The sequence below is a fragment of the Methylomonas sp. EFPC1 genome (genome assembly GCF_016925515.1).
In the GTDB taxonomy this organism is placed as follows: domain Bacteria; phylum Pseudomonadota; class Gammaproteobacteria; order Methylococcales; family Methylomonadaceae; genus Methylomonas; species Methylomonas defluvii.
Window position 1 is genome coordinate 40,027 of sequence record NZ_CP070494.1, and the last position, 24,908, is coordinate 64,934.

The 24,908-nt window shown below is 52.0% G+C and carries 24 protein-coding genes and 1 pseudogene; 8 read left to right on the plus strand and 17 right to left on the minus strand.

The window, feature by feature from the left end; all coding sequences use genetic code 11:
• Positions 1–155: 155 nt before the first annotated feature.
• The 4 genes from JWZ98_RS00145 to JWZ98_RS00160 all read right to left on the minus strand — a co-directional run bounded on the left by JWZ98_RS00145 (position 156) and on the right by JWZ98_RS00160 (position 3,667).
• Complete coding sequence (locus JWZ98_RS00145) at positions 156–737, minus strand: DUF4166 domain-containing protein (RefSeq protein ID WP_240348149.1); 582 nt, start codon at positions 735–737, stop codon at positions 156–158.
• Between the two features lie 3 nt (positions 738–740).
• On the minus strand, positions 741–1,214 hold the full coding sequence (locus JWZ98_RS00150) for a DUF2269 domain-containing protein (RefSeq protein ID WP_205452447.1): 474 nt from the start codon (positions 1,212–1,214) through the stop codon (positions 741–743).
• Positions 1,211–2,500 carry an NAD(P)H-binding protein gene (locus tag JWZ98_RS00155; RefSeq protein WP_205452448.1) on the minus strand — a complete coding sequence of 430 codons (1,290 nt, stop codon included), beginning with the start codon at positions 2,498–2,500 and terminating at the stop codon, positions 1,211–1,213. The genes JWZ98_RS00150 and JWZ98_RS00155 overlap by 4 nt, the downstream gene beginning before the upstream one ends.
• Before the next feature lie 162 nt (positions 2,501–2,662).
• Positions 2,663–3,667, minus strand: coding sequence for a helix-turn-helix domain-containing protein (locus JWZ98_RS00160; protein ID WP_205452450.1), 1,005 nt, complete (start codon positions 3,665–3,667; stop codon positions 2,663–2,665).
• Positions 3,668–3,796: 129 nt separating this feature from the next.
• Here JWZ98_RS00160 and JWZ98_RS00165 point away from each other — a divergent pair, with 129 nt between their 5' ends.
• The gene (locus JWZ98_RS00165) at positions 3,797–4,366 is read left to right on the plus strand and encodes a Uma2 family endonuclease (RefSeq protein ID WP_205452452.1); all 570 of its coding nucleotides are present in this window, start codon (positions 3,797–3,799) and stop codon (positions 4,364–4,366) included.
• A gap of 20 nt (positions 4,367–4,386) precedes the next feature.
• Here the strand turns inward: JWZ98_RS00165 and JWZ98_RS00170 are convergent, their stop codons facing one another.
• Both JWZ98_RS00170 and JWZ98_RS00175 read right to left on the minus strand, forming a co-directional pair.
• The gene (locus JWZ98_RS00170) at positions 4,387–5,907 is read right to left on the minus strand and encodes a fumarate hydratase (protein ID WP_205452454.1); all 1,521 of its coding nucleotides are present in this window, start codon (positions 5,905–5,907) and stop codon (positions 4,387–4,389) included.
• A gap of 156 nt (positions 5,908–6,063) precedes the next feature.
• Entirely contained in the window at positions 6,064–6,858 is a 795-nt protein-coding gene (locus JWZ98_RS00175) for a chemotaxis protein CheW (protein ID WP_205452455.1), read from the minus strand.
• 458 nt (positions 6,859–7,316) lie between these two features.
• On the opposite strand from JWZ98_RS00175, the pseudogene JWZ98_RS23090 reads away from it, so the two are divergent.
• Positions 7,317–7,385 (plus strand): annotated as a pseudogene (locus JWZ98_RS23090) (transposase); the annotation flags it as partial.
• A gap of 138 nt (positions 7,386–7,523) precedes the next feature.
• Here JWZ98_RS23090 and JWZ98_RS00180 read toward each other — a convergent pair.
• The 3 genes from JWZ98_RS00180 to JWZ98_RS00190 form a co-directional block, all read right to left on the minus strand.
• Positions 7,524–8,201 (minus strand): hypothetical protein, encoded by a 678-nt coding sequence (locus JWZ98_RS00180; protein ID WP_205452456.1) that lies wholly within the window; start codon positions 8,199–8,201, stop codon positions 7,524–7,526.
• 84 nt (positions 8,202–8,285) lie between these two features.
• Positions 8,286–8,807: a YcxB family protein gene (locus JWZ98_RS00185; RefSeq protein WP_033156909.1), complete on the minus strand. Its 522-nt coding sequence runs from the start codon at positions 8,805–8,807 to the stop codon at positions 8,286–8,288.
• A gap of 25 nt (positions 8,808–8,832) precedes the next feature.
• Entirely contained in the window at positions 8,833–10,134 is a 1,302-nt protein-coding gene (locus tag JWZ98_RS00190; RefSeq protein ID WP_205452457.1) for an NAD(P)/FAD-dependent oxidoreductase, read from the minus strand.
• Between the two features lie 274 nt (positions 10,135–10,408).
• Here JWZ98_RS00190 and JWZ98_RS00195 point away from each other — a divergent pair, with 274 nt between their 5' ends.
• Positions 10,409–10,909 carry a septal ring lytic transglycosylase RlpA family protein gene (locus JWZ98_RS00195; protein ID WP_205452458.1) on the plus strand — a complete coding sequence of 167 codons (501 nt, stop codon included), beginning with the start codon at positions 10,409–10,411 and terminating at the stop codon, positions 10,907–10,909.
• A 73-nt stretch (positions 10,910–10,982) separates the two neighbouring features.
• On the opposite strand, the gene JWZ98_RS00200 is transcribed toward JWZ98_RS00195, so the two are convergent.
• The 8 genes from JWZ98_RS00200 to JWZ98_RS00235 form a co-directional block, all read right to left on the minus strand.
• On the minus strand, positions 10,983–11,669 hold the full coding sequence (locus JWZ98_RS00200) for a hypothetical protein (protein WP_205452459.1): 687 nt from the start codon (positions 11,667–11,669) through the stop codon (positions 10,983–10,985).
• Positions 11,670–12,068: 399 nt separating this feature from the next.
• Positions 12,069–13,013, minus strand: coding sequence for a FecR family protein (locus JWZ98_RS00205; RefSeq protein ID WP_205452461.1), 945 nt, complete (start codon positions 13,011–13,013; stop codon positions 12,069–12,071).
• Between the two features lie 150 nt (positions 13,014–13,163).
• The gene (locus tag JWZ98_RS00210) at positions 13,164–13,670 is read right to left on the minus strand and encodes an RNA polymerase sigma factor (RefSeq protein ID WP_205452469.1); all 507 of its coding nucleotides are present in this window, start codon (positions 13,668–13,670) and stop codon (positions 13,164–13,166) included.
• 1,365 nt (positions 13,671–15,035) lie between these two features.
• A complete protein-coding gene (gene guaA / locus JWZ98_RS00215) occupies positions 15,036–16,622 on the minus strand; it encodes a glutamine-hydrolyzing GMP synthase (protein WP_205452472.1) in 1,587 nt (528 codons plus the stop codon).
• A gap of 72 nt (positions 16,623–16,694) precedes the next feature.
• Positions 16,695–17,654, minus strand: coding sequence for a class I SAM-dependent methyltransferase (locus JWZ98_RS00220; protein ID WP_240348151.1), 960 nt, complete (start codon positions 17,652–17,654; stop codon positions 16,695–16,697).
• An 83-nt stretch (positions 17,655–17,737) separates the two neighbouring features.
• A complete protein-coding gene (gene guaB / locus JWZ98_RS00225) occupies positions 17,738–19,204 on the minus strand; it encodes an IMP dehydrogenase (protein ID WP_033156917.1) in 1,467 nt (488 codons plus the stop codon).
• Positions 19,205–19,280: 76 nt separating this feature from the next.
• On the minus strand, positions 19,281–19,766 hold the full coding sequence (locus tag JWZ98_RS00230; RefSeq protein ID WP_240348152.1) for a hypothetical protein: 486 nt from the start codon (positions 19,764–19,766) through the stop codon (positions 19,281–19,283).
• A gap of 9 nt (positions 19,767–19,775) precedes the next feature.
• Entirely contained in the window at positions 19,776–20,366 is a 591-nt protein-coding gene (locus JWZ98_RS00235) for a CPBP family intramembrane glutamic endopeptidase (protein ID WP_205452473.1), read from the minus strand.
• Positions 20,367–20,452: 86 nt separating this feature from the next.
• Here JWZ98_RS00235 and JWZ98_RS00240 point away from each other — a divergent pair, with 86 nt between their 5' ends.
• The 5 genes from JWZ98_RS00240 to JWZ98_RS00260 all read left to right on the plus strand — a co-directional run bounded on the left by JWZ98_RS00240 (position 20,453) and on the right by JWZ98_RS00260 (position 24,908).
• Positions 20,453–20,725 (plus strand): YcgL domain-containing protein, encoded by a 273-nt coding sequence (locus JWZ98_RS00240; RefSeq protein ID WP_205452475.1) that lies wholly within the window; start codon positions 20,453–20,455, stop codon positions 20,723–20,725.
• Positions 20,726–20,833: 108 nt separating this feature from the next.
• Entirely contained in the window at positions 20,834–21,853 is a 1,020-nt protein-coding gene (locus JWZ98_RS00245) for a DUF2333 family protein (RefSeq protein WP_020484171.1), read from the plus strand.
• A gap of 7 nt (positions 21,854–21,860) precedes the next feature.
• Entirely contained in the window at positions 21,861–22,163 is a 303-nt protein-coding gene (locus tag JWZ98_RS00250; protein WP_205452476.1) for a DUF4389 domain-containing protein, read from the plus strand.
• A gap of 6 nt (positions 22,164–22,169) precedes the next feature.
• On the plus strand, positions 22,170–23,261 hold the full coding sequence (gene dinB, locus JWZ98_RS00255; protein ID WP_205452479.1) for a DNA polymerase IV: 1,092 nt from the start codon (positions 22,170–22,172) through the stop codon (positions 23,259–23,261).
• A gap of 168 nt (positions 23,262–23,429) precedes the next feature.
• Positions 23,430–24,908 carry a hypothetical protein gene (locus JWZ98_RS00260; protein WP_205452482.1) on the plus strand — a complete coding sequence of 493 codons (1,479 nt, stop codon included), beginning with the start codon at positions 23,430–23,432 and terminating at the stop codon, positions 24,906–24,908.

Here is a 24,908-nt window from a genome sequence, read left to right on the forward strand (position 1 = left end):
GTCCATTTTTATTAGACCACTACAATTCGAACTTATCCGCGATTATTCCGGGTCGTCTTGAAAACCGGAACACAGCGGTATAGCGGACATGCATGCTTGGGAAGAGCCGCGTTTGGATCCCGCTCTGTAGCCGCCCTTCCCATCGATAAACCCTATCAGCCATAGCGAAAGTTTCCCAGGTAGTAATAACTCACTCCCCACCAGGGATGGCGGATGCGAAAATCCAGATAAAACTCGTCTTCTGAAACAGCGCGTTCGCTGATGCTGGCCGAACCCAGCAATAAGTTATCCGGAATATTCAGGCGTAGCGACCCGCATTGCCAGAAATGGCCGTTACTGCGATACAGCAACTCGCCGTTTTCGACGCTGACCTTCAAGCGCAAACCAAAACCAAAGCCTATTAGTTCGACTAACTCGTGGTCGGCCGCATAAATCATCTGAGAACTGAAGTAATCGGTTTTACCGTCCGCATAGGTCATCGTCCGCTGCCAATGCAACAGTTCGCCGACGGCGGTCTTGTCCACTTCGGCTTGTGCCGCCTGCCCGCGCCACAGTAACAAGCCGCCGAACAAATGAATTAGCCAAATCAACGGAAACAGGTAAATTGGATAGCCAATTTCCATCGTTCCGACTAGCCGGCTTTGTTGGCCGTCGCTAATTCGGTAATGTCTTTGAATAACGGCCGGTAATTGTTGCCAGTCGTCGCCCAACACTTTTTGCATTAATGACACAGACATGACTTAGCTCCAGAGTGAATTATGAAACACCATCAAGGTGGTGATGCCTATCATGCCGAAGAAAGCCGGCACGCCTAACCATAGCCAGATCTTGGAATAATAGTGGTACAGATAAGGTAAGGCTCGGCCTTGGTCCAGTGACTCGGTGGCAATGTCGCGCATGCGGATCTGCAAAATCACCACCGGCAACCAGCACAGCCCGGTGATTAAATACAGCACCACTGTCCACCGCAGCCAGCCGTCGCCGAACGAAGCCGACAATTGATCGGCCAATAACACGCCGGTTAGCGGTTGGATAATCACGGTCGGCGTGGTGAACCACCAATCGGCCAACACTACATGTTTACTGGTCGTGGCGATTGCCGCGTGATCGCCGCTTTTATCGGCCATCACTTTGTAAAACACCGTGCCGGAACCCAAGCCAAACAGGACGATGGCGCTGAGGATATGGATCAATTTTAACGATAAATACATCATGACGGCTCTCCTTCCATTACTCTAAACATCAACAAGCACATTAAAAACGGCAGGTTTTTCAGTAGCGGGCCGAACGGGTGGAATACAAATTCCGGTAAACATGCGGCCACTGTCAGGCTGTAGCCGAGGACGATCCAGAACTGCCAAAGCATGAGCTGACTAATCCTAAACCGCGCCAAGGTCGCCAATCCCAAGCCAATATCCATGGCTGCCAAGCCGTATAAGGCTATTGGCGCGCCCACGCCGGTGATGCCGAGTGGTGCCAATAACTGATAACTCAGTTGATGCGGGTAGAAAAACAGCGAGGTGATGCCGCTCCATAGCCAGATGAAGGCAATCACGTATCGCAACAAAGGCTTGAGAAAATACAAACCCGCATGCCAACGCTCGGCTTGGCTGGCCGGTTGCGCAAACCATTGCTCGTTCACGTTGATGGGCGCTCGACCCAAAAACTGCGTAAGTGGGCCCGGATCTGCGCAATTCCCGCGATTCAGCATCGCTACGTTGTCTTTGCTCAAAATCGGCTCGCCCAGCCATTTGCCCATACCCGCCATGCTCAGCGCAAATGGGTAAGGTACGGAGCAAGTTCTGGCTGTTGGTTTGCCCAATCGCCGCCTCAGCCCTTGCAACCAGTCCGTATAACTTAGCGGGCTGGGGCCGACCAAAGCCAAGGTTTTACGACCGGAGACAGCCGGCTCAAGACAACGGCAGACGGTGGTGGCTACATCGGCGAGATGAATGGGTTGCAAAAGCTGGCGGCCACCATCCGGCAGCAAATGCACGGGTAAAGCGGCCAACGCATGAAACAAGCCGCTACTTTGCCCGCCGGGACCATAAACCAGCGACGGTTGCAGTACAAACCAGTCCAGGGCCAAGTCGCGTAAGGCATCGTCGGCAGCTTTTTTGCTGAGGTGGTAATTTGATTCGGCACCCGCGTCGGCACCCAAAGCCGAAACTTGCACGATCTTTTTTACCCCGGCGCACGCACCGGCCTGAAACAAGGCTATCGGTGCTTGACTATGCAACTGGGCAAAGCTTTGGTTATTGTTCTCGGCAATGATGCCCACGCAATTGACGATTGCGTCGACAGCTTGCAGATGCGGCAGCCAGGAGTCGATCGTACCGGCCTGGGCAAAATCCAAGTTTAATCGGATCAGGTTTGGATGATCGATTAGTAGACGTTCGGGGTGGCGGCAACAGGCCGTGACCTGGTGACCCTGTCGCAGCAACTCGTGTAATACGGCGCTACCGATAAAACCGGTCGCGCCGGTTAATAGAATATTCATGGTTTTGCTCCAAATGTTGAGAGGCAGGAGCAGATTAACGACCGCGAAACGGCGGAACTTCCGGAATGATAGGACAGGAATAGAAATAATTTACGCGGGATATAAATCCATAGACATCAAAGTGTTACGGATTTACAAAATGATAAAACTGGAGTTTTTTGTTTAGCCGGCGTGTGTTTTTCGATACTGTCCGGGCGCGACGCCGACGATGTCGCGAAACGCCGCATAGAAATTGGACTGGGTGCTAAAGCCCACCGTCAAGCCTATGGACAATACCGACGCATTGGGTTCCGCCAATAGCAATTTTTGGGCGGCGGCGATGCGTTGTTCGCGAATGTAGCGGGAAAAGCCTTGTTGAAATTCGGTATTGATCAGTTCGGACAACTGATGCTGACTCAATCCGAGTTGTTCGGCCAGCAAACCTAGGTTCAGGGTTTCCAGTACATATAGTTTGTCCTGTGTCATCAATGCATCCAGTTTGGCCAGCACTGCCGGTTTATCGATATTTTTTAAGGTCGATTCCGCATAAGCCGCCTGCACCGCTTCCGACACGTCGGCGGCAATGCCGGGAAAACGCAATAAGGTCAACGCCACCGCGAAAAAGGCCAAACCGATCAAGATGCTGTAAGCAGCGATAAAGTCTGCTTCATCCAGTAGCGGCCAGATGAAGCCCAACACTAAAACCGCCACCGCAATGGCAAACAAAATCCCCAGCGCCAATAGCTCCCAATGAAAGCGCTGTCTTTGTCCGCGTAGCGCATAGACGGTTTTTGCCAGCCACAGCAAATAGCCGCCGCCAACCAAAAAAGCGCCGGGCAGGGCCAATCGATAAGGCAAAATCATGCACAGTGCAAACGGCAAGACATGCAATACATCGTGCCGGCTATAACCGGCGTCATTACGTAACAGTTGCCGGCTGTAAAAATAGAAGCTGGGAGCAATCCCGTACAGCAGAAATAGGTAGAGCGCGGAATGCACCAGATCGTATCGATTCAGCAAGTAGCCTAAATGCAGGCTCTGGATACCGGCCAAGCCGGCTATCAATAGAAATCCGGCCAATTTCGACGTAAAGCGTACGGGTTCCCTGGCTTGCAAGATATTGCCGGCCAGCAACAGCAAGGCCGCACCGAACGAGAAACCGATAAATAACAACGCAACGATAGACATGGACGACCAAGCAAAAAAAGAGTTTTGAGTTTAGCCCGAGTTTTTAGGCTGGCCAAGGTTTGGGCCGACACTATCTATTGACGACTCTAGCCGTTAAAATCGCTGGCGGGTAAACACGAGGACATGCACATGGCTTTAGCGGAAAAATTATCGATCAGCGTCGCGGATTATCTGCAAGGCGAATTAGTCAGCGACATCAAGCATGAATATATTAATGGCGAGGTGTATGCGATGGGCGGCGTGAAACGGGCACACGACACCGTCGCAACCAATTTAATCGCTTTTTTGCATACTTACCTGCGCGGAACACCTTGCCGGGTTCATTCCGGAGAAATGAAAGTTCGCGTGCAAACCGCCCACGACGACTGTTTCTTCTACCCGGATTTACACGTCACCTGCTCGGCAGCCGACACCGCCGAGCACTACAACAGCCAGCCGAAACTGATTATTGAAGTGTTATCGGACGCTACTGAGCGCTATGACCGAGCCGAAAAGTTTCATCACTACCGCAAGTTGCCCAGTTTGGAAGAGTATGTGCTGATCGCTCAGGACACGCAGCGCGTGGAGTGTTACCGCCGCGCCGAGCAATGGGACTTACGGCTATATCAAGCCGGCGAGCGGGCGTTGTTGCAATCCATCGGCTTGGAACTACCGGTCGCCGAGATTTATGAAGGCATCGTGTTTGAAGGCGCGGCGTAAACTCCCTCTCGCACTAAAGCCTAAGCCAGCACCACCGGAATCTTCCCAATTTTTGATTGCCACTCTTTCGGCGCGATCGCATGAATCGACTCGCCGCGACTATCCACCGCCACCGTCACCGGCATATCCTCCACCACAAACTCGTGTATCGCTTCCATGCCTAATTCAGGAAACGCCACGACCTTCGCCTGTTTGATGGCCTTGGATACCAAATAAGCCGCGCCGCCGACCGCGATTAAATACACTGATTTATGCTTGGCGATGGCCTCAATCGCTTTTGGGCCGCGTTCGGATTTGCCTATCATGCCTAGCAAGCCGGTTTTTTCCAGTACCGTGTCGGTGAAACTGTCCATCCGAGTGGCGGTAGTGGGGCCGGCCGGGCCGACCACTTCATCGCGCACCGCATCGACCGGGCCGACGTAGTAAATGAATTTATCTTTTAAATCGACACCTTCCGGTAAGGACTCGCCTTTGTTCAACAGATCGACGATACGCTTGTGCGCGGCGTCGCGGCCGGTCAATAAGGTGCCGCTCAGCAGCAAGGTTTCGCCGGGCTTCCAGTCGGCAACGTCTTGCTTGGTCAAACCATCGATATTGACCCGGCGAGCACTGCTGGCCGATTGGGTAATTTCCGGCCAGTCGCTTAGCTTGGGCGGGGTCAGCAGCGCCGGACCGGAACCGTCCAATACGAAATGCGCGTGGCGGGTGGCAGCGCAGTTGGGGATCATCGCCACCGGCTTGTTGGCGGCATGGGTTGGATAATCCAGAATTTTCACGTCCAGCACCGTGGTCAGGCCGCCCAAGCCTTGCGCGCCGATGCCTAGCGCGTTGACTTTGTCATAAAGCTCCAGACGCAGTTCTTCAATAGCATTCGATGGCCCGCGGGCGATCAGCTCCTGAATGTCGATCGAACCCATGCAAGCCTTTTTGGCCAGCAACATGGCTTTTTCGGCAGTGCCGCCGATGCCGATGCCGAGAATGCCGGGCGGACACCAGCCAGCGCCCATGGTCGGCACGGTTTTTAACACCCAATCGACGATGTTATCGGCCGGATTCAGCATCACGAATTTGGACTTGGCTTCCGAACCGCCGCCTTTCGCTGCCACTTCCACGTCCACTTTGTCGCCAGGCACCAATTCCATATGCACCACCGCCGGGGTATTGTCCTTGGTATTGATGCGCTTGCCGGCCGGATCGGCCAGGATGGACGCCCGCAACACGTTGTCCGGATGCAGATAAGCCTGGCGCACACCTTCGTTAACCATCTCGGTCACGCTCAATGCCGCATCCCAGCGCACGTCCATACCAATTTTTAAAAAAACCGTAACAATACCGGTATCCTGGCAAATCGGCCGGCGGCCCTCGGCGCACATCCGCGAATTGATGAGAATTTGCGCCATTGCATCTTTCGCCGCCGGGCTTTCCTCTTTTTGGTAAGCCACATACAAGGCGTCGATGAAATCCTTGGGATGGTAATAGGAAATGAACTGCAAGGCATCGGCGATGCTTTGGATGAAATCGGCTTGGCGAATGGTGGTCATGGTGGTCGTCGGGCTACGAAGGAGAATGTATGGAAATTTATCACGAACCGCTACCGCCCTGAATCAAAAACTGATAGCCCAAGCCATCGGTATTAAAATATAAAACGACAACTTGGAAGTCAGGATGATTTCATCATCCACCCCGCACTGCGGGCGCTAAATTACCGGATTATCTGATTTACCCGTCAACCCCGGCGCATTGTTGGCTAAGGATGCAAGATTAATAATCGGCACAGCCTGGCCATTTTCAAAGGAGACGAACTCAGAAAAATGCTCGGACCTTGTAATAGGGTTGTCACGACGCATCGACGCCTTCACTTTAACGATGTCAGACACCTCATCAATGCCGATAGCCAGGTAATTGGCATCATGTTTGGCAAGCAGGACTAGGCGTCTTTGCAGGTCGACAACCAATTCAATCGTTGAGTCGAAAATATTCAAAAGCTCCGTTAACGTGCCGTGTTTAGCCTGATTCAAAGCCGACAAGGCTTCATCGACACGGCCGGTTTCCGCCATATTCAGCAATTTATCGGCTAGTTCATGTATGGCGGCGTGCGGCCTTTCGAAACAAGACAACAGCAAATGCAGTCTTTTGTGTCGGGGTGTGTAAGCGTAATACCACTTACCGAATGCGCATTCTCTGGGGTTTCTGGCCTTGCTGAAGGTGCCGTGGTTGCGGACCGAATATTCCAGTTCGGCAATCCATTCCAGGTGATCTTTTCTGCGAATTTCCAAAAAGGACTTTAATTCCTCATATTCAAAGTATTTCGACTTGATATCCAATAAATCCCAAAGCGACACATAAGGAAAAACCTCGCCATCGATACCGTAGAAGGGATCGGAGTTCTGCCCGCTGTAGGGATAAACCGGGGAAATGGGCACAATCCTTTTGACGCTGGATAGCGGTAGGCAAAAATATTTTTCACCTATAAGAAAAAGTAACAGTTCCATGCTTGCTCCTCCCAACCGATGAACCGGTGGGCTTCGTTAATTTCCCAATAATTTGCAGGTCCTCTGCTTTCGAACGACATTGCGGCGAAGGCCTTTATAGATGCTGAGCCGCCCAATCGGCGGGACTTGCCGACCTATCGGGTTGGCACAGCTAGATAGCGGATGCATCTTTTTGGCGTTGCTTAACCGTCAGCATAAGCAAATGCAACCAGAGTCTAACCTAATTCGCCATGGTCTAACATCCAAAGCAAGTATAGATTAGCACGCTCTAATATTTTGTGGCGATCATTGCGTAGCGGAGAGCGATGTTCAAACCGCTACGCATGCAGGATAAAGCATGGCCGCTGCAAGGCAATAACTCCAACATTAGCAATAGCGTAATGCGCCGAATGATTTAAGGCCAACATACGGCACAACACGGTAACGCCTATTGACGCCCTACCAATTGCGCCTTGGCCTTGGATTATATCCACCTGAATCCGGTTAAATGCGGTTATGTTGATTTACCGGAGCATTGGCGTTATTAAATTGCCTGGAATTATGCCGGGTAGGATGGATTATTGCCGGTCTATCGGGATTGGTTTTAGCTCACCGCAGCGCGGTTTGCTTGCATTCCCACGCGGCGCGTGGGAACGAGATGAAAAACCGTGCCCACCCTACCTTACTCATCTCGGTCTCAGGTCTACTTCTACGTACACAACAACCAGATCATGAGCCAGATTGGGGTTCAGTTGCACCGCCAAGTCACGGCAGCAAGATGCGCACAGAGGGCACATCACTCGGTTAACTGGAATATTCGCCGCCGACAGTCGTGGGAGTGCTTCTTCATATGACCAGTGAAGAGCAACATCTAGTTCTGCGAACTCCCACGGGTAGTGATAGAAAAACGACTCTTTCTTGCCGCCCTTCGCTTCGCAGGCAACACAAAGATAACGGCCGGGTACGTGATGAAAACCACGGTACCTTCCGCTTTCGACTATCTTGAATATGGCCTCTTTTTTGGAATGTGGCGCATGACATTTTGTAAAGAACTCTGCCTTGCGTTCGGTAGATATCGCTGCTTGTAAGTGGCACATGTTGCCGGATAGCTTGCATACCCAAACGTCGGAAGGGAGGTCAATTGCCCCCTCGGGGCAATTGACTTGACCATCTGGTCTTGACCAAAACGCTACCCAGTCTTTTCCTTGAGCATGCGCTACATCGGAGCAAAATTTTTGTGCAACCCCAAGTGCGTGCTTCCGTTCAAGAGCCGCATAGGGGAGTGAAAGTCCCGGTCGAAAGAACGTTAGATGCGTTCCTCCATCGCTCGATGATGTGATTTTTACAAGCGCTTGAACTTTCATGCTGCTACAGCTGAAGTGGCCTAGCAAGTAATTATATGGCTTCCGTATATCATCTATATCAGCTGGATATACGGAAAAAATTCATCATCCCGCCCTCTCAATCATCCCCTCAGCCTGCTTAGCAAACGCCTTCAAATCGCCTTTCTTGACCGTGGCGCGCGGAATCACAATCGCCGCATCGATATCCACATAGATGTAAACATAGTCCTTATGCTTCTCCACCCGCAGCATGTCTTTCCAGGGGGTTTTGCTTTTGCCGCCGGGGGCGCGTTCCTGCAAAAACTCCGGCTCAATGCTCAGCCAGTGGATACCAAACAGTGCCTTTTTTTCCGCCTCGGTGTATTTATTGAAAAACTGGCGGCGCATGTCCATCTTCATGATAAACGGCGACGCAATCGCCCAGGCCAGCGCCAGGATGGTGATATAGGCGGTAGTGGTCATGTCCACGTAATACACGTAATAAAACAAAGCAATCGCCATCATGACGCCGGGGGCGAAGATGCGGTTTTGGCGGATTTTTTTCTGCATTTCCGGGTCTTTTTTCAGCCTTTCCTCGTTAAAGTGGACCAGGTCTTCTTCGCGGAATTCGTATTCGATTTCTAACATCTGTATCGCTCGGTGGAGTTGTGGGTTAGTGCATTTTCATTTTGGCGTGGGTGCTGCGCCGGAACAGATTGGATAAGGTCAGCATCGCGGTGCGGAAGTAACCGTGGATGGCCACTTGGTGCATTTTGTACAAGGACAAATACACGCCATAGGCAATCAATCCGCCGACGCTGACCGTGCCCATCAAGCTCCCCATCAAGGAACCAACCGTACTGAATTTACCCAGCGATACCAGCGAGCCATAATCGCGATAAACAAATTTCGCAGCCGGTTTGCCTTTCAAGCGGTTGATGATGGTTTTGGCTACGGTAGAGGCCATTTGGTGGGCGGACTGAGCGCGCGGTGGCACATTGCCGCCGTGGCCGACCCATTCGCAAGCGGCGCAATCGCCGATAGCAAAAATGTCGGGGTCGCTGGTTTGCAAAGTTTGATCGACCACTAATTGGTTGATGTGATTGGACTCCAAACCATCCAGGTCTTTCATCCAATCCGGGGCTTTGATACCGGCGGCCCAGACTTTTAAATCCGCATCGAACACTTCGCCATCGTAAGTGTGTACTTCGGTTTCGGTCACTTCCGTGACCTTGCGGCCTAGTTTTAACTGGATGCCCAGTTTGATCAATTGCTCCTGGGTAGCTTGCGACAGCCGTGGCGGCAGGGCTGGCAACAATTTAGTCGCGGCTTCAATGATGGTAATGTTGACGTCTATCGAACCTTCCAGCCCGTAGGTTGCCAGTAGTTTGGTCACTTCGTGCAACTCGGCGGACAATTCCACGCCGGTGGCGCCTGCGCCGATGATGACAATCGACAACGGCTTGTCACGTTGATGGCTCTGGTTGGCGTAAGACTGAATGTAATAGGTTTCCACCAGCTGTTTTTGAAAGCGGAAGGCTTCCTTGGTGGTATCGATAAACCGGCAATATTTATCCACGCCCTTGATGCCGAAGGTGTTGCTGACACTGCCGACCGCCATCACCAGCGTGTCGTACTTGAAGCGGCGTTGCGGAATGATCTCTTCGCCTTTCTTGTTGGTAATCGCGCTGACGATAATTTCCTTGTTGGTCCGATCCAATCCTTCCATTCTGCCGAACAAGAAGCGGAAGTGATTGCTGTGTGCTTGGGCCAAGTATTCGATTTCCTCGGCTTCGGCTAAGGTGCCGGACGCCACTTCGTGCAACAACGGCTTCCAAATATGGGTGGACGCGGCATCCAGCAAAGTGATTTGCGCCTTGCCGGCTTTGCCAAGTTTTTGCCCCAATTCGGTGGCCAACTCCAATCCCGCCGCGCCGCCGCCAACAATCAAGATTTTATGTAATTCACCCGCCATGTATCTTTCCCCCTCAAGTGGCGTTTGCCGCCTCGGCAAACAAAGAAATCGCTATCCCGGCCCTAGTTGTCTATTTCCTGATGCCGGCATTATAACCAAACCCGTCAGGGCTGACCGATTTTGACGGGATGAACTCGCCCCGGCAACGGTCGGCTATTCGGAAGACGGGAAAGGCGCTGATAAAGCAAACGGATTTTAACGGGAGCTTTAAATTATGCTTAGATTATTGCCAGTGCATGCGCGCCAAATAAATTACGCCCTGTGGAGTTATCGAATGCCGCGAAACCAACTAATCCAGGCACTTGCCCATCCAGGTTTTTTATTGATTTTACTCAGCCTGCTAGCGGGTTGCGCATCCGAGCCGCCGCAGCCTTCCATGCCGGCCCGGTTGCCGGCGTACCAAAACAACGCCGCTTACAACAAGCCTTACACCGTCAAAGGCATCACGTATTACCCTTTGGCATCGGGAAATGGTTACCGGGAAACCGGCTTGGCTTCCTGGTACGGCGCGGAATCGGGCAATCGTACCGCCGACGGCAGTCGTTTTGATCCGCAAGGCTTTTCGGCGGCGCATAAAACTTTGCCGATTCCGTCAAAAGTGCGGGTTACCAATTTACGCAATGGCCGTTATGTGGATGTGCTGATTAATGATAGAGGTCCGTTCAGCCCGAATCGGTTGATCGATTTATCGCAAGGCGCGGCCAAGCAAATCGGCATCAGCGGCTTGACGGAGGTAGAGGTAAGTTATCTGGCAGCGCCGTCCGGCGCGGAATGAAGTCGCAAACCCGCTCAAGCCTTTACAAAACAACAGGAACGGGTTTGCCAGCTTTTAATGTGCTGCTATTGAATTAGACAATGGCGGTGGATTTCACTGTTACCGCAAAACGCCGCTTGCTGTTGCCGGCTAACTTGAACATTACAAACACCGAACCAAACAGCCAAAACGCGCCAGGGAGCGGTACGACTTGCACGGGTTCATTGATTGCATCGGGAGCGAAATCGGAGATTTGTCCAAAACCCGCAGGCAGAGCCCCGTCGCGCGGCCAGAGATTCCAGGTGTAGCTCGATTTGGCAAGACCATTCGAGGGCAGCAAGCTCGCGGCAATGTCGGCAATCAACTGGTTGTCTTTAATTTTGGCGGTCCCCGCGGCGAAAGCGGTAGTGGAAGAAGTCGGAGCCAACAGGCTTACCACGCCGCTGCCGTCCATGTTGAAACGCACGACCGAATCGAACAGTACTTGCGGCAAGCCGTTTGCGGTAAACCGCCCGCTGCCGGCGCCCCGGTCGAAGCCCCAAATGTAGAAACCGGACGGCGAGCCGCCGAGGTTACCGGCAAAGGTACTTTCGAAATGAAAAAGATCGCTGGCCGGATTGTAAGTAACCGAGGCACTGATCACATCCAGATCGCCGGTCTTACTGCCGAAATAAGTTGCCAGATAATCGCCGGCGGCATCATGCACGGCACTGGCATTCGCTGGCGCCGCACCGATTAACAAAACGGCGGCAATTACTGTTTTAGCAATGTTTAATCTCATACTTCTATCCTCTGTCGATAAGATCATTAAGGTACAGCTAACCGGCGGCAAGCCTCAGGTTGGCTGCGATTTTTGTTCCATGGGAACCTTTGCTGTTGCGTCGGCATTTTGACCAACTGCCTAGCGCGAATGCGACCCTGCCTTGAGGCAACTTAGGGGACTTGCTCAAAGCGAACTGCATTCCGAGGTTAATTCCGCCAAGTAGTTGCCAAGTTCAATGCGTTTGAAATTTATTTTTCGGATAATTGGTAGAGGGATAATTTCAGCAATGCGCTGACAACAACTATCGAGTAGGTCAAAACGGTAATTTGCCGGGAGCGTTATTAACCCGGCCCTTAAATAGCATTCGCCTCAATGCCTTTGCCCGGTCAATAAACGCCACCGATGCCGTAAACTCGTTTAGCGGTGCAGCACGATCAAATAATCACCAAACCGCGTTGAGCGCAGTTGCAGAGAGGTTTCCAAGGCCGCCAGCACCGATAAGGCTTGGTCGGTACGAAACACACCATTGACGCGACGTTGGGCCAGTTCAGGATCGTTGATCAGCAAAAAGCCGCGATGATAGCGATTCAGCTCGGTAAGCACTTCGCCCAGGGGCCGGTTTTCGAACACCAGTTTGCCGCGTTGCCAGGCGGTAACGGCCTGGCTATCGATGTGTTGCAAATTGCCCATTCCCGATTCGGCGCTATAGGCTATTTGCTGACCTTCGGCAACCACGGTGTGCAGCGTTTTGCCGTCGGCTTGTTGCAAGTCCACCGCCACGCTGTGTTCCGTGACACTGACTTCGGTTTTATCGTGATGCAGCCGCACGTTAAAGGCCGTACCCAGCGCGGTGACACTGCCGTGCTCAGTATTTACCCGAAACGGCCTGGCTTTGTCGGGGCTGACTTCAAACCAGGCTTCGCCTTGTAGCAGGGTCAATTGCCGCTGTGCGCCGTCGATATGTACTTCCAATGCGCTGTTGCTATTCAGATGCACCGTCGAGCCGTCGCTAAGATGCACGTCGCGCCGCTCGCCGAAGCCGGTATGAAAATCGGCGCGCAATATGAGCCATAGCGGATTGAACAACCACAAGGCCAGGCAGCCCCCGGCTAAGGCAGGCAGCGCCCACTGCCATCGCCAAGCAAACTGCTTGGGTTTGCTGGCGGCCGGAATCGTTATTTTCGGTGCGATAGCGTCCAGCGCTCCCCATAACTCGCGTAATTGCTCGTAAGCCTGACGATGCAAGGGATCGGCAGCCAACCAGCGGGTAAATTCGGCGTGCTCATTAGGGCTAAGTTTGCCGCTATCCAGCCTGACCCACCAGTCGCGGGCAGCGGCTTTAATCTCGGCAGAGATTTTCATTGCCTATGTCCGTTTACAGCCGACAGGCGGCAATGCATCCTGCTGCGTAGCGGTGAGCGATAAAGGCTGAAGTTTTTCATCGGGCGCAATTCAGGGTTGGTGGCTCGCCATTATAGGACGCATAACCCTGTGAAAACAGGAGCGAATCAGCTAAAAATCGTCGTGTTCTTGCAAGGCGGCCAAGGCATTGCGTAGATGCTTTTCCACCATATTGCGGGATATGCCTAGGCGCTGGGCGATTTCGGCGTGGCTCAGTTCCTCGAACTTGCGCAGTACGAAAACCGTCCGGCATTTGCCGGGGAGTCTATCTATCGCCGCGACCAAGCGGTCCAAGCGCTCGCGCGCCAGACTGATTTGCTCCGGATCGATACCATCGCTAACCTGCAAGGCCGCGTCGCCGGTATCGTCATGCTCTACATGTTGATTGCGAGTATTGCGGCGGCGTTCGTAATCGGTGGCCAGATTGGCGGCGATGCGATGCAGCAAGGCGCGCGGGTTGTCGGCCTGCTGCCACAAATTGCCGGTAAACATGCGCTGGTAGGTCTCCTGCACGATGTCGGCGGCGGTATCCAGGCAGCCGCAGCGTCTAAACATCACCCGGCGTAATTCCTCGTCGTAAGCCTCAATCAGGCGGGAGATGTGGAGAGCGTTGCTCATGGTTAGGATATGCGGATTTTGGTGTCGTTAATTGGGCGAACAACCAAGATTCATGCCAGAGCACTAAAATAGCGGTATTTAGGGCATTTGGCGGCAAATTGCCCGGGATTACCGGAGCAACACGCTACAAATAATGCGGTATATGACCTAATTGGAAAAGTTATTTAACATAGTTAATTTCTATCCAGCGCAGTTGGAGCCGATAGCTTATTAACCCGGCAGTATTTTATCTCGGGTAATCCGTCCGGGCTGAGCTCGTCTGAGCCCAGGTGAGTGCGTCCATCGACAGGCTGAGTTCGCTCAAGAGCAAAAGGCGAACGGTTTTTAATAGCCCTGTCATAACACTAGAAGCAGCACCGCAACGAACTCCGCATTTAAAATACTGTAATCAAATGCCTCCGCCAATGTAACCATCCGCTGACATTCCTTTGCAAAATCCCAGGCAGGCCAAGTTGCAACCGTGTCGGAAATAAGACAAAAACCTGCACGGGAATATAGCTTTTAACGCTAACTGACTGACAGGCAACTAAGTTATGGTGTTATCCACAAAAGCTGTGGATAACCTTGGGGATAAAAAGTTTTTTCGCTCTCTAAATGCCTAATTTTTGGGGCCTTTGCTTAAATTGACTCAATTTTAGACAACAGTTTATACAATTTAAAATCAATAACTTACATGCAATATACGAAGATTAGAGCCCAGGACCAGGCAGTCTTTGGCCGCCGACAGTGTCAAGTAGTTTTTTGTGCATAATTAAAATTAATCTCTTGCATTTTTGCCTAAATAATCTAACCGTTTTCCACCTGAAACCATTCTAAATGTGCCTGGGAGCATTCATCTTATTGTCATTAAATACCCAACAATTGCCGTATCGGACACAGGCTGTTATTCAATGGCTTTGACCAACGTCAATGTCGTCAAAAATCGTGAATGGCTGGTTAATTTGGCGGACCTTTACCGGCCACCAAGGAAATGATTTGGACAAACCCTCAACTTAAGGCCTTTTCGCAACGTGCAGCATAAACAGCCCAGTTGCGAAACATTCAATATTCAAGAAAAGAAGCTGCCGGCATCGACATGACCCAGCCTATACCTGCTAAGACCGGGGTGCGCCAATGATGGGTTGTTAGGCGAATGACGGACGTTTGCCTGTAAGAACCGACATAGGTTAAGCCGCGTTTTATTAACTTTAATTCGGCATAGCGACCAAGACTGCTCATTCATCGCAAAAAAAAACCGGTAGTCAAAACAATTGACTACCGGCTTGGGAGAAACAATGAATAAGCTATTGCGCGGAGCAAATTTTCACACCCCGCGCTTGCGTTGACCGGAAGTCATTTTCAAAGTTCCATTTTAATTTGAAGCTATTACTCCCACTCTATCGTCGCGGGCGGCTTGCCGGAGATGTCGTAGGTGACGCGGGAAATGCCCGGCACCTCGTTGATGATGCGACGTGAGATCAAATCCAGGAAATCGTAAGGCAGATGCGCCCAGCGCGCGGTCATGAAATCTATGGTTTCGACAGCGCGGATCGCGATCACATAGTCGTATTTTCGGCCGTCGCCCATCACACCCACCGATTTAACCGGCAGGAATACCGCAAAGGCTTGGCTGACTTTGTGGTAAAGGCCGTGGCGATACAGTTCTTCTATAAAAATTGCATCGGCCTGGCGCAATAAGTCCGCATATTGCTTTTTAACTTCGCCGAGGATGCGTACACCCAGGCCGGGGCCGGGGAACGGGTGGCGGTGGATCATGTCAGCCGGCAAGCCCAGCTCCAAGCCCAGTTTACGTACTTCGTCCTTGAACAGTTCTCGCAAGGGTTCGACCAGTTTCAACTTCATGTTTTCCGGCAGGCCGCCGACGTTGTGATGCGATTTGATCAGATGCGCCTTGCCGCTTTTCGCGCCCGCTGATTCGATAACGTCCGGGTAAATGGTGCCTTGCGCCAGCCATTTGGCGTCGGTGAGTTTGCCGGCCTCTTCGTCGAAGATTTCCACGAACAGGCCACCGATGATTTTGCGCTTTTGTTCGGGGTCGTTAACGCCGGCAAGTGCCGCCATGTAACGGGCTTCGGCATCGACACGGATTACCTTGATACCCATATGTTGGGCGAACATCGCCATCACCTGATCGCCTTCGTGCAAGCGTAGCAAACCGGTATCTACGAACACGCAGGTTAGTTGCTCGCCGATGGCGCGATGTAGCAAGGCGGCGACTACCGAAGAATCGACACCGCCCGATAGGCCCAGAATGACTTGATCGCTGCCGACTTTTTCGCGGACTGCGGATATGCTGTCTTCAATGATATTGCTGGCATTCCACAACGCTTGGCAGCCGCAAATTTCCAACACAAACCGACTCAATATCCGGCCACCCTGCTTGGTGTGGGTCACTTCCGGATGAAATTGCAGCGCGTAGAAGTGTTTGTCCTCGTCGGCGATACCGGCTATTGGCGCGCCGTCGGAGCTGGCGATCAATTTAAAACCGGTTGGTAATTCAACGACACGGTCGCCGTGACTCATCCACACATCCAATAAGCCGAAACCTTCCGGTGAAGCGTGATCTTCGATGTTCAACAACAATTTGGAATGGCCGCGAGCGCGAATCTGCGCGTAGCCGAATTCGCGGTGATCGGACGATTCTACTTTGCCGCCCAACTGCTCGGCCATGGTTTGCATGCCGTAGCAAATACCCAAGACCGGCACGCCCAACTCAAAAACAATTTGCGGCGCGCGCGGGGTGTCGCTGCTGGTCACGGTTTCCGGCCCGCCGGAGAGGATGATGCCGTTGGGTGCGAAGTTTTTGACTTCATCGGCGCTGCAATCGCAGGAGTAAATTTCGCAATACACACCAATTTCACGGATGCGGCGGGCGATCAATTGCGTGTACTGCGAACCGAAATCGAGAATCAGGATCTTGTCGGAATGGATGTTGGCGGCGTGGGATGACATGACGGGAAACCTTTCAAAAATGTGGGGTGGGCCGACTAGCGTACCCACCGGAAAATCTAAGTGACGAGCGTACTATAAGCCCCGATACAATTGGTCAAGCAGGCTTTTATTGTTATCGAAACCTTTGACGTCCCGACTTTCGAATAGCGAACGACTCATGCGTTTGATAAACCGCAAATAAGGGGCCGCGCGCATGTAATGCCGTAAATTGGTGTGGCCGCGTACAATCGCGGAGATTCGTTCGGCATTTTCTGGGATTCCCCAACCCATAGCTTGGTCGGCCGGGTGTTCGGCTTTTTTGAAAAACAGCGTGACATTGCCGCCGTCTTCGGAAAACACATGTCTTTCCTCAATTAAACCGGCTTTTTCACCCATGCGCCGCAGTGTCGCCAAATTGAAATTGTACAGATGCGCCTCATGAAAAGTGCTGCTCGGCGATTGGCAAGTGGCCTCGATATTCGGTACTTCCACTACTAACACGCCGTCGGCTTTCAACAGGCTGCGCAACTTGCCCAATACAAAAAACGGGTCTTCGGTGTGTTCCAGTACATGCCAAATGGTGATCACATCAAAACTGTTTTCTGCAAACTGTGCATCTTGAATAAAGCCGAACTGTAAATTCAGATCGTATTGCGCAGCGGAATATTGGCCGTAACCCTTGTTCGGTTCGATGCCGTGCAAATCGTGGCCCAGCGATTTGATTAAATAAGCAAACTCACCGCCGCCGGTGCCCACATCCAGTAGGGTTTGCGGTTTATGCAATAAGTGCTGGATTTTTTCATGCCTGGTCAGCGCAACTCGCCCGGCACGCAAGATGTGTTTGGCTTTGGGGGCATAGGTGTTTTTGTATGCCAGCCGATAATCTTCTTCGTAAAACTGCCGAGGATCGTGCGGAAACGGATCGCTCCAGACCAGTCCGCAGTCCTTGCAGATGACGCTACGTAACTCTGCGCCGCTGCGGCTGCGCATGGATAACACGGCAACGTGGTTGCCGCCGCAAAGATTGCATGGAGTTGAAGACGTTTCGGACATTAAGCTATTTCTGTGATTTGTGTTCGATTAAAGCGGGTCGACGCGAAAGCGCAGACCCGAGAGCAACAGCCTGAGGGCCGGTTTTAGTTCATATGGTAATTCGGCGCTTCCTTGGTAATCGTCACGTCATGCACATGGCTTTCGCGCATGCCGGCACTGGTGACACGCACAAACTGGGCATTGTCATGCATCGCCGCAATCGTGCTGTTGCCGGTATAACCCATGCTGGAGCGGATGCCGCCCAACAACTGATGCACAATCGCCAACACGCTGCCTTTATAGGGCACCCGGCCTTCAATACCTTCCGGCACCAATTTTTCGACTTGCTCGGTATCTTCCTGGAAATAGCGGTCACTGGAACCCTGCTGCTGCGACATCGCACCCAAAGAGCCCATGCCGCGATAAGATTTGTAGGATCGGCCTTGGAACAGTTCCACTTCACCCGGCGCTTCTTCAGTACCCGCGAACAAGCCACCCAACATCACCGCATGCGCTCCGGCCGCCAAGGCTTTGGCAACGTCGCCGGAATAGCGGATGCCGCCGTCGGCAATCAGAGGTACGCCTGTTCCTCTTAACGCATCTGCGACATTGCTAACGGCAGTGATTTGCGGCACGCCGACACCGGCGACAATCCGCGTGGTACAGATAGAGCCCGGACCGATACCCACTTTGACGCCATCAGCGCCCGCTTCGACCAATGCCAAGGCGGCCGCAGCGGTGGCGATATTGCCGCCGATCACCTGGACTTGCGGGAAGTTTTGTTTTACCCAGCGCACTTTATCCAGCACGCCTTGCGAATGACCGTGAGCGGTATCGACGATGATGACATCGACACCAGCTTCCACCAACGCGCCAACCCGTTCGCCGGTATCGGCACCGGTGCCAACCGCCGCACCGACGATCAGTCTTTCCTGTTCGTCCTTGCAGGCTTGCGGGTTGTCTTTGGCTTTTTGAATGTCTTTGACGGTGATCATGCCGCGCAAATGAAAGGCATCGTTGACGACCAGCACTTTCTCGATGCGGTGCTTGTGCAGCAAGTCTATGACTTCCTTGTGCTTAAACGACTCATGGACCGTTACCAGTTTGTCTTTCGGCGTCATGATGGAACGGATGGATTCGTCCAACCGAGTTTCGAAGCGCAGATCGCGGCTGGTGACGATGCCAACCAATTCTTCGCCATCCACCACCGGAACGCCGGAGATGTTTTTAGCGCGGGTTAATTCCATTACCTCGCGAACCGTCACGTTAGGAGAGACGGTAATCGGGTCTTTGATCACGCCGCTTTCGTATTTTTTAACCCTTCTGACTTCCGCTGCCTGCTGCTCGACAGTCATGTTTTTATGGATGATACCGATGCCGCCTTCCTGAGCAATCGCGATAGCCAGGCGGGCTTCGGTCACCGTATCCATTGCCGCGGACACCAGCGGGATGTTCAGCTTAATTTTGCGAGTCAGCTGGGTTTTTAGTTCGACTTCGCGCGGCAGTACGCTGGAGTGGGCGGGCACCAATAAAACATCGTCAAAGGTGAGAGCTTCTTGAATGATTTGCATAATCACACCGGGTGGCTAATCGTAAATAAGCCAGCCATTGTACAACTTAACCTGCAATCCGAAAAATCGGAAATAGTCAATGGTATTTAGGTCCGTGCTGGTTTTCGCTTGAGAGTGCCGCCGCAATCGCTAAATATTCCCTGGTATTGGGCTTATGCAGGAAAACTCCCAGCACGCCCATCGCACTAAAAATATACAAGGTGTTAAATCCATCGCCGAGCAAGAACATCGCGAAGCCGAACAAACTTACGAGTTCGATCAGAAACTGCGTGACTATTATCGTAGACAAGTAGCGCTGCTTAGCGGTTTTCGGTCCCGGCATGGTTTGATTCAGACGCAGCAGGATGTGCCGCAGCAGTTTAGTAACAGGAAACAACAAAATCGCTAAGCCGTAAAGCACACTCCTGATCAGCACTCGCTGCGCTTCGTCAACGCCTAGTTGCAATTCGCTGGCCCATAAATGGCAAGCCAGGTTGTAGCCCAGTATCGTTAGCAACACGCCTGCACAGATAAGCCAGTGCGGACGCAAATCTTCGGCTGATGGCTGGGTTTGAACGGACATCGATAACTCCTAACGAGCGCGGTTGCGGTAGTCGCGGAGGATAACAACAAACGCCACAAAGTCATAAACGGCATGAATCACCATGGGCACCAGCAGATTGCGTTCACCGCCATAATCCAGCATAACCCCCATATACAAGCCCATCAACATCGCTAAAACCGCGTAAAGCGGCGTGACCGCATGCACCAAGGCAAACAGCACATTGCTAACCCACAAACCTACACTCGCACCCCAGCCATTTTCCAGCCAAGGCTGTAAAAACCCGCGAAACAGCGCTTCTTCGGCAAAGCCGGCAATCGCAGCCAGTATCAGCAAATCGGTCCAATGCCGATATGCCAGCCTAGCACCCAAGGTTTCCAGCAGTAATTCGCGAATCTTTTGGATGGGCGGATAGCTAAGCTGTTGCATCGCAAAAAACAATACCAGTAGCGGCCCGGTTGCGAACAAGCCAATCCCTAATGCCGCCTCGGAAAACGCCAGACTGGCGAACGGATCGAGGTCGGCAAGCCAGCCCAAAGCCAGCGCCAATACCGCTAAAGAACCCTCAAAATAACAGGCAATTCTGAAAAAAGCGTTTGAAGCGGCGGACTGGTTTTCCATGATGTTGGGCATTAGGCAAACGGGGACTGAAAATTCTAAACAAAAACCATTAGAATTGGCAGCATTAGCGATCACAGGTCATCATCATGCAATGTTTCATCTATAAAAGCCTGAAAAAAGACGAACTCTATTTATATCTGGACAAAAAAGACGACTTTTCCGCGGTGCCGGAAGCCTTGTTCAAAAGCCTTGGCCGCTTAACATTTGTGATGGAGTTGCAGTTGAGCCCGGATCGCAAATTAGCCAGGGAAAATCCGGAAAAAGTCATTGCCTGCCTGAAAAGCAAAGGCTTTTTCGTGCAATTACCACCGACATTGATCAGTGCCATGCCGGCGTCGCTGGACAAGCAACTGCACTGAAATCGGGCGCGCCATATTGGTATATCCGTGCTAACATGCTCACAAAAAATCTTTATCGGAAAGCACGGTTTTTGCTCACTTATTTAGTCAGACCAGGATACGCACCACATGTCAGATAATCCATTAGCTTACGAAGACGCAAAGTCTAAGGGCATACTTTGGGGTTTTGGTTCGCTGTTAGGCGTTGTTCTGATTGTCATGCTGGTGTTAGGCGAATGGTGGAGCCGCGAGCCCGAGCAATTCAGCGTTCAGGACGAAGCGATCGAACGGATGAATGTCACGCATACCGATCAAATGCCGATTGGGTATGTGTATGCCAATACCCTAGCGCATATCGCCGACGTCATACTGTTCAAATCCGGCGGTTACCTGTCCAACGACGTGGCGCCTCCCGGTCTGTTTTGCGATAACATTCAAAACTTCGAGTATGGCGCACTGGTCATGTTGCGCGACGGCACGACCGCATTACGTAACCATTTCGCCCGCGACCAATCGCAATCTGCGGAAGACCCTGATTTGGCAAAAGCCGAACCGTATTTTTACTACGAACGTAACTCCTGGGCCTTACCGTCCACCGAATCGGAATACGTAAAAGGTATCGAAGCGCTGCACGCTTACATGGTTCGCCTGCAAAACCCGTCTTCCACTTCAAAGGCCGCGCAGTTTCACTCCAGAGCGGATAACCTGTGGCAATACACCGAGGTGGTGATTAAACGGCTGGGCGGTCTCTCCACCCGTTTGGCGGCCAGTACCGATAAATTTTCCGGCGCAACCCACGGCGATCCATCCAATCCGATCGACATCAATATGCCCACCATCGGCCAAACGCCTTGGATGGAAATCGATAACGTATTCTACGAAGCGCGTGGTTCTTGCTGGGCGTTATTGCACATTCTGAAAGCCATCAAGCACGATTTTTCCGACATTTTGCTGGATAAGCGGGCGATGAATACCTTGGATAATATGATCCAGGCGCTGGAAAACGCCTTGTCTCCCACCTTAAGCCCGGTAGTATTGAACGGCGATGGCTTCGGCATTTTCGCCAACTATTCGCTGGCGATGGCTAACTACATTGCTCGCGCCAACGCGGCTGCGCTGGACTTGCGGGACGTGATGAACAGAGGTTAATGCCATCATGCAGGAACAAATTAACGAAAACCTGAAAAAAATCGAGACGTGGAAACGCATCATTTTCATGCTGGTGTTCGCGGCCATCGACAGCGTGGTTAAACTGTTGTTGTGGCTGGTAATCTTGCTGCAGGTCGGTTCCGTGCTGTTTACCGGCGATGCTAATGCCAACATCCTTAACTTCGGCCGTAGCCTGTCCACTTACCATTATCATATTCTGCTGTTTTTGACGTTCAACACCGAGCAACTGCCGTTCCCGTTTTCCGATTGGAACGAAACCGCCAAACTGGAATTGCTCGGCAAGCAGTAAACCTCAATGGAAGCATCGCCGCGCAAAATCATCCACATCGACATGGATGCATTTTATGCGGCGGTTGAACAACGCGACCATCCCCACTATCGAAATAAACCCATCATTGTCGGCGGCAAGCCCGATTCGCGCGGCGTAGTCGCCACCTGTAGTTACGAGGCCCGCCAGTTCGGTGTGCGATCCGCCATGCCTTCCGCGCACGCTTACCGGCTCTGCCCGCAAGCCGTATTCGTCAAGCCGCGTTTTGATGTTTACCGGGAAGCCTCCGAAATTATCAGGGGTATTTTTGCTCGTTACTGTGAGCGTTTCGAACCCTTGTCGCTGGACGAAGCCTATCTGGATGTTAGTGATAGCGAACTATACCAAGGCTCCGCGACCTTGCTGGCCAAGCACATCAAGCAGGAGATACGCCGACAAACCGAGTTAGTGGCATCCGCCGGCATTTCCTACAATAAATTTCTCGCAAAAATCGCCTCGGATCTGGGCAAACCGGACGGCTTGTATCTGATTACGCCCGAACAAGGTCCGGAGTTTGTGGAAAATCTGGCTATCGGCAAGTTTCATGGCATCGGCCGCGCCACCGAACAGAAAATGTACGACTTGGGCATCGTCACCGGCAAGGATCTAAAGCAACTGCCATTGGCGGAATTGCAACGGCATTTCGGCAAAGCCGGCCAACATTATTACAATATCGCCCGGGGTATTGATCCGCGCCAGGTCAATGCCAATCGAGCCCGCAAATCGGTGGGTATCGAAACCACGTTCGATCACGATATAGCTGATTTGGCCACCATTCTGCGCTATTTGCAGGATTTGCTGGAAAAAGCCCTAATCAGATTGGCGGAAAAACAGCTGACAGCTTATACGCTAACTGTGAAAATCAAATATCAAAACTTTGTGCAAATTACCCGAGGACGCACCTTGGCAGAACCGATCAGCGATAGCCCGAACACTAGACTGCTATTAACGGAATTACTGAAAAATACCGGCATCGGCACCGCCAAAGTTCGATTACTGGGCGTGACCTTATCCGGGTTGGAAAATGGCGATAAGCGCTTGGGTCAGTATAGGCAGATGGATTTGTTCGACCTGGGCTGAAGCGGATTTGCCATAATACGAGGCTATCATCGGGGCAGTTCCTTTCTTCAAGATAGTGGCTTTCACGACAGTCTTAATCGGGGTGGGGGATTGTTCGGCTCAACAAGCTTTGAACCCACCGGAAATACTTCGGTTTCAACATTGCGGTTTCAAATATTGTCAAACTTAATGTCATTGGCTCGAAAAATTAGCGCGGTGACGGAAATGCGGCAGGCCGAATGGATTTTTATCTGCGGATTCCTTATCCATCTCGGCATCATGTATCCGGGCTTCATGTGCTATGACGCGGTCAATCAAATCCTTGAGGCTCGCGAAGGCGTCTATTCCGACTGGCATCCGCCGTTAATGGCTATTATCTGGCGTTTCACCGATAGCATCGTGCCGGGTCCGGCAGGCATGCTGTTTCTACAACTCGGCTTGGTATGGGTCGGCGCTTACCTGAGCTTTCAAGCCTTTTTTAAGCCCTATGGCGGCAAGACCTTAGCGGCATTACTTGGCGCGATATTATTTTTGCCGCCGTTGTTCGGTATCAGCGGCGCAATTTTGAAAGACGTGCTGATGTGGGGCGCGCTATTCACCGCTTTTGGCATGGCCGGACATATAAAAAATCATAACGAACAAATCCCGCGGATTGCGTTTCTGTTGTTCGCACTGACAGTTTTGGTTTTATGGTTAGCCATCCTGATCAGGCACAATGCATTGTTCGCCACAATCCCCATACTCAGCTTTGCTTTATATCGCTTATATCCCAAAAACAGCCTACTGGGCTTGGCACGCGCAGCAATTCCCGGCGCGGCGCTTACACTGGTGTTATTTTTAGCGACAGGAGCGATAAACAACCGGCTTGCCGACAGACATACCTATCCCTGGGTGGCCAACGCCTCATTTGATATTGCCGGCGTCATCAAACGGCTTGAGGATAAAGGCAGGCAACAAGCCATTTTCGATCAATTGGCTGGCAGCCTAAATTCAACGGGTTCTGTCGAGCCTTTGCTAAAAGCCTATACGCCTATGTATTGGCGAGAGGTTTTCCGCACCAAGCCGCCAACCTTGCAACTGCCAACAAATTCGATGGAATCGCAGATCCATGGCTTTGAAAGCCTCTCCGACCAGCAACGGCAAACGCTGCATACGCAGTGGATAAACACCATACTCGCAGAGCCGGTTTTATGGGCGCGTCACCGCTTGGCCGTGTCGAGATATGTTTTAGGTTTGGTACCGGATAACAGTTGGAGCCCGGTGATGATGGCTAAAGATTTTCCCGGCGACTTAGAACACTTTTATGGATCTCATCCAAAAGCGAACAAATTACAGGAGTGGCTAGAGGCTGGCATGTCGAAGTATGTCGAATACTGGTTTTTTCAACCCTGGCCCTATTTTGTGCTGACAATTTGTCTATTTTTTGCCGCTGTGTTTCGCCAAGGAACAGCCAATATCGAAGTCATTTGTCTAACTTCCAGCGCCATCCTGCATGAGCTGGGTTTGATGTTGGCTGCCCCATCGCCCGATTTTCGCTATTCGCACTATATGGTTTTTTGCAGCCTGCTCGGTTTGCTGCTGCTGGCGCGCCACTGGTTGGCAAAACGGGAGTCTGTTCACTGGCAAGCGTTTAATGTTGTTGATAAACGGCGAGCGCGCGTTGAATAG

Bases quoted from the DNA above. Each gene is read 5' to 3' on its own strand.
- JWZ98_RS00165 (WP_205452452.1), top strand. From the start codon at position 3,797: ATGGCTTTAGCGGAAAAATTATCGATCAGCGTCGCGGATTATCTGCAA.
- JWZ98_RS00220 (WP_240348151.1), bottom strand. From the start codon at position 17,654: ATGTCCGAAACGTCTTCAACTCCATGCAATCTTTGCGGCGGCAACCAC.
- JWZ98_RS00170 (WP_205452454.1), bottom strand. From the start codon at position 5,907: ATGACCACCATTCGCCAAGCCGATTTCATCCAAAGCATCGCCGATGCC.
- dinB (WP_205452479.1), top strand. From the start codon at position 22,170: ATGGAAGCATCGCCGCGCAAAATCATCCACATCGACATGGATGCATTT.
- JWZ98_RS00195 (WP_205452458.1), top strand. From the start codon at position 10,409: ATGCCGCGAAACCAACTAATCCAGGCACTTGCCCATCCAGGTTTTTTA.
- JWZ98_RS00210 (WP_205452469.1), bottom strand. From the start codon at position 13,670: ATGAGCAACGCTCTCCACATCTCCCGCCTGATTGAGGCTTACGACGAG.
- guaB (WP_033156917.1), bottom strand. From the start codon at position 19,204: ATGCAAATCATTCAAGAAGCTCTCACCTTTGACGATGTTTTATTGGTG.
- JWZ98_RS00150 (WP_205452447.1), bottom strand. From the start codon at position 1,214: ATGATGTATTTATCGTTAAAATTGATCCATATCCTCAGCGCCATCGTC.
- JWZ98_RS00260 (WP_205452482.1), top strand. From the start codon at position 23,430: ATGTCATTGGCTCGAAAAATTAGCGCGGTGACGGAAATGCGGCAGGCC.
- JWZ98_RS00240 (WP_205452475.1), top strand. From the start codon at position 20,453: ATGCAATGTTTCATCTATAAAAGCCTGAAAAAAGACGAACTCTATTTA.
- JWZ98_RS00205 (WP_205452461.1), bottom strand. From the start codon at position 13,013: ATGAAAATCTCTGCCGAGATTAAAGCCGCTGCCCGCGACTGGTGGGTC.
- JWZ98_RS00180 (WP_205452456.1), bottom strand. From the start codon at position 8,201: ATGAAAGTTCAAGCGCTTGTAAAAATCACATCATCGAGCGATGGAGGA.
- JWZ98_RS00160 (WP_205452450.1), bottom strand. From the start codon at position 3,667: ATGTCTATCGTTGCGTTGTTATTTATCGGTTTCTCGTTCGGTGCGGCC.
- JWZ98_RS00245 (WP_020484171.1), top strand. From the start codon at position 20,834: ATGTCAGATAATCCATTAGCTTACGAAGACGCAAAGTCTAAGGGCATA.
- JWZ98_RS00200 (WP_205452459.1), bottom strand. From the start codon at position 11,669: ATGAGATTAAACATTGCTAAAACAGTAATTGCCGCCGTTTTGTTAATC.
- JWZ98_RS00155 (WP_205452448.1), bottom strand. From the start codon at position 2,500: ATGAATATTCTATTAACCGGCGCGACCGGTTTTATCGGTAGCGCCGTA.
- JWZ98_RS00190 (WP_205452457.1), bottom strand. From the start codon at position 10,134: ATGGCGGGTGAATTACATAAAATCTTGATTGTTGGCGGCGGCGCGGCG.
- JWZ98_RS00250 (WP_205452476.1), top strand. From the start codon at position 21,861: ATGCAGGAACAAATTAACGAAAACCTGAAAAAAATCGAGACGTGGAAA.
- JWZ98_RS00235 (WP_205452473.1), bottom strand. From the start codon at position 20,366: ATGGAAAACCAGTCCGCCGCTTCAAACGCTTTTTTCAGAATTGCCTGT.
- JWZ98_RS00145 (WP_240348149.1), bottom strand. From the start codon at position 737: ATGTCTGTGTCATTAATGCAAAAAGTGTTGGGCGACGACTGGCAACAA.
- JWZ98_RS00185 (WP_033156909.1), bottom strand. From the start codon at position 8,807: ATGTTAGAAATCGAATACGAATTCCGCGAAGAAGACCTGGTCCACTTT.
- guaA (WP_205452472.1), bottom strand. From the start codon at position 16,622: ATGTCATCCCACGCCGCCAACATCCATTCCGACAAGATCCTGATTCTC.
- JWZ98_RS00230 (WP_240348152.1), bottom strand. From the start codon at position 19,766: ATGTCCGTTCAAACCCAGCCATCAGCCGAAGATTTGCGTCCGCACTGG.
- JWZ98_RS00175 (WP_205452455.1), bottom strand. From the start codon at position 6,858: ATGGAACTGTTACTTTTTCTTATAGGTGAAAAATATTTTTGCCTACCG.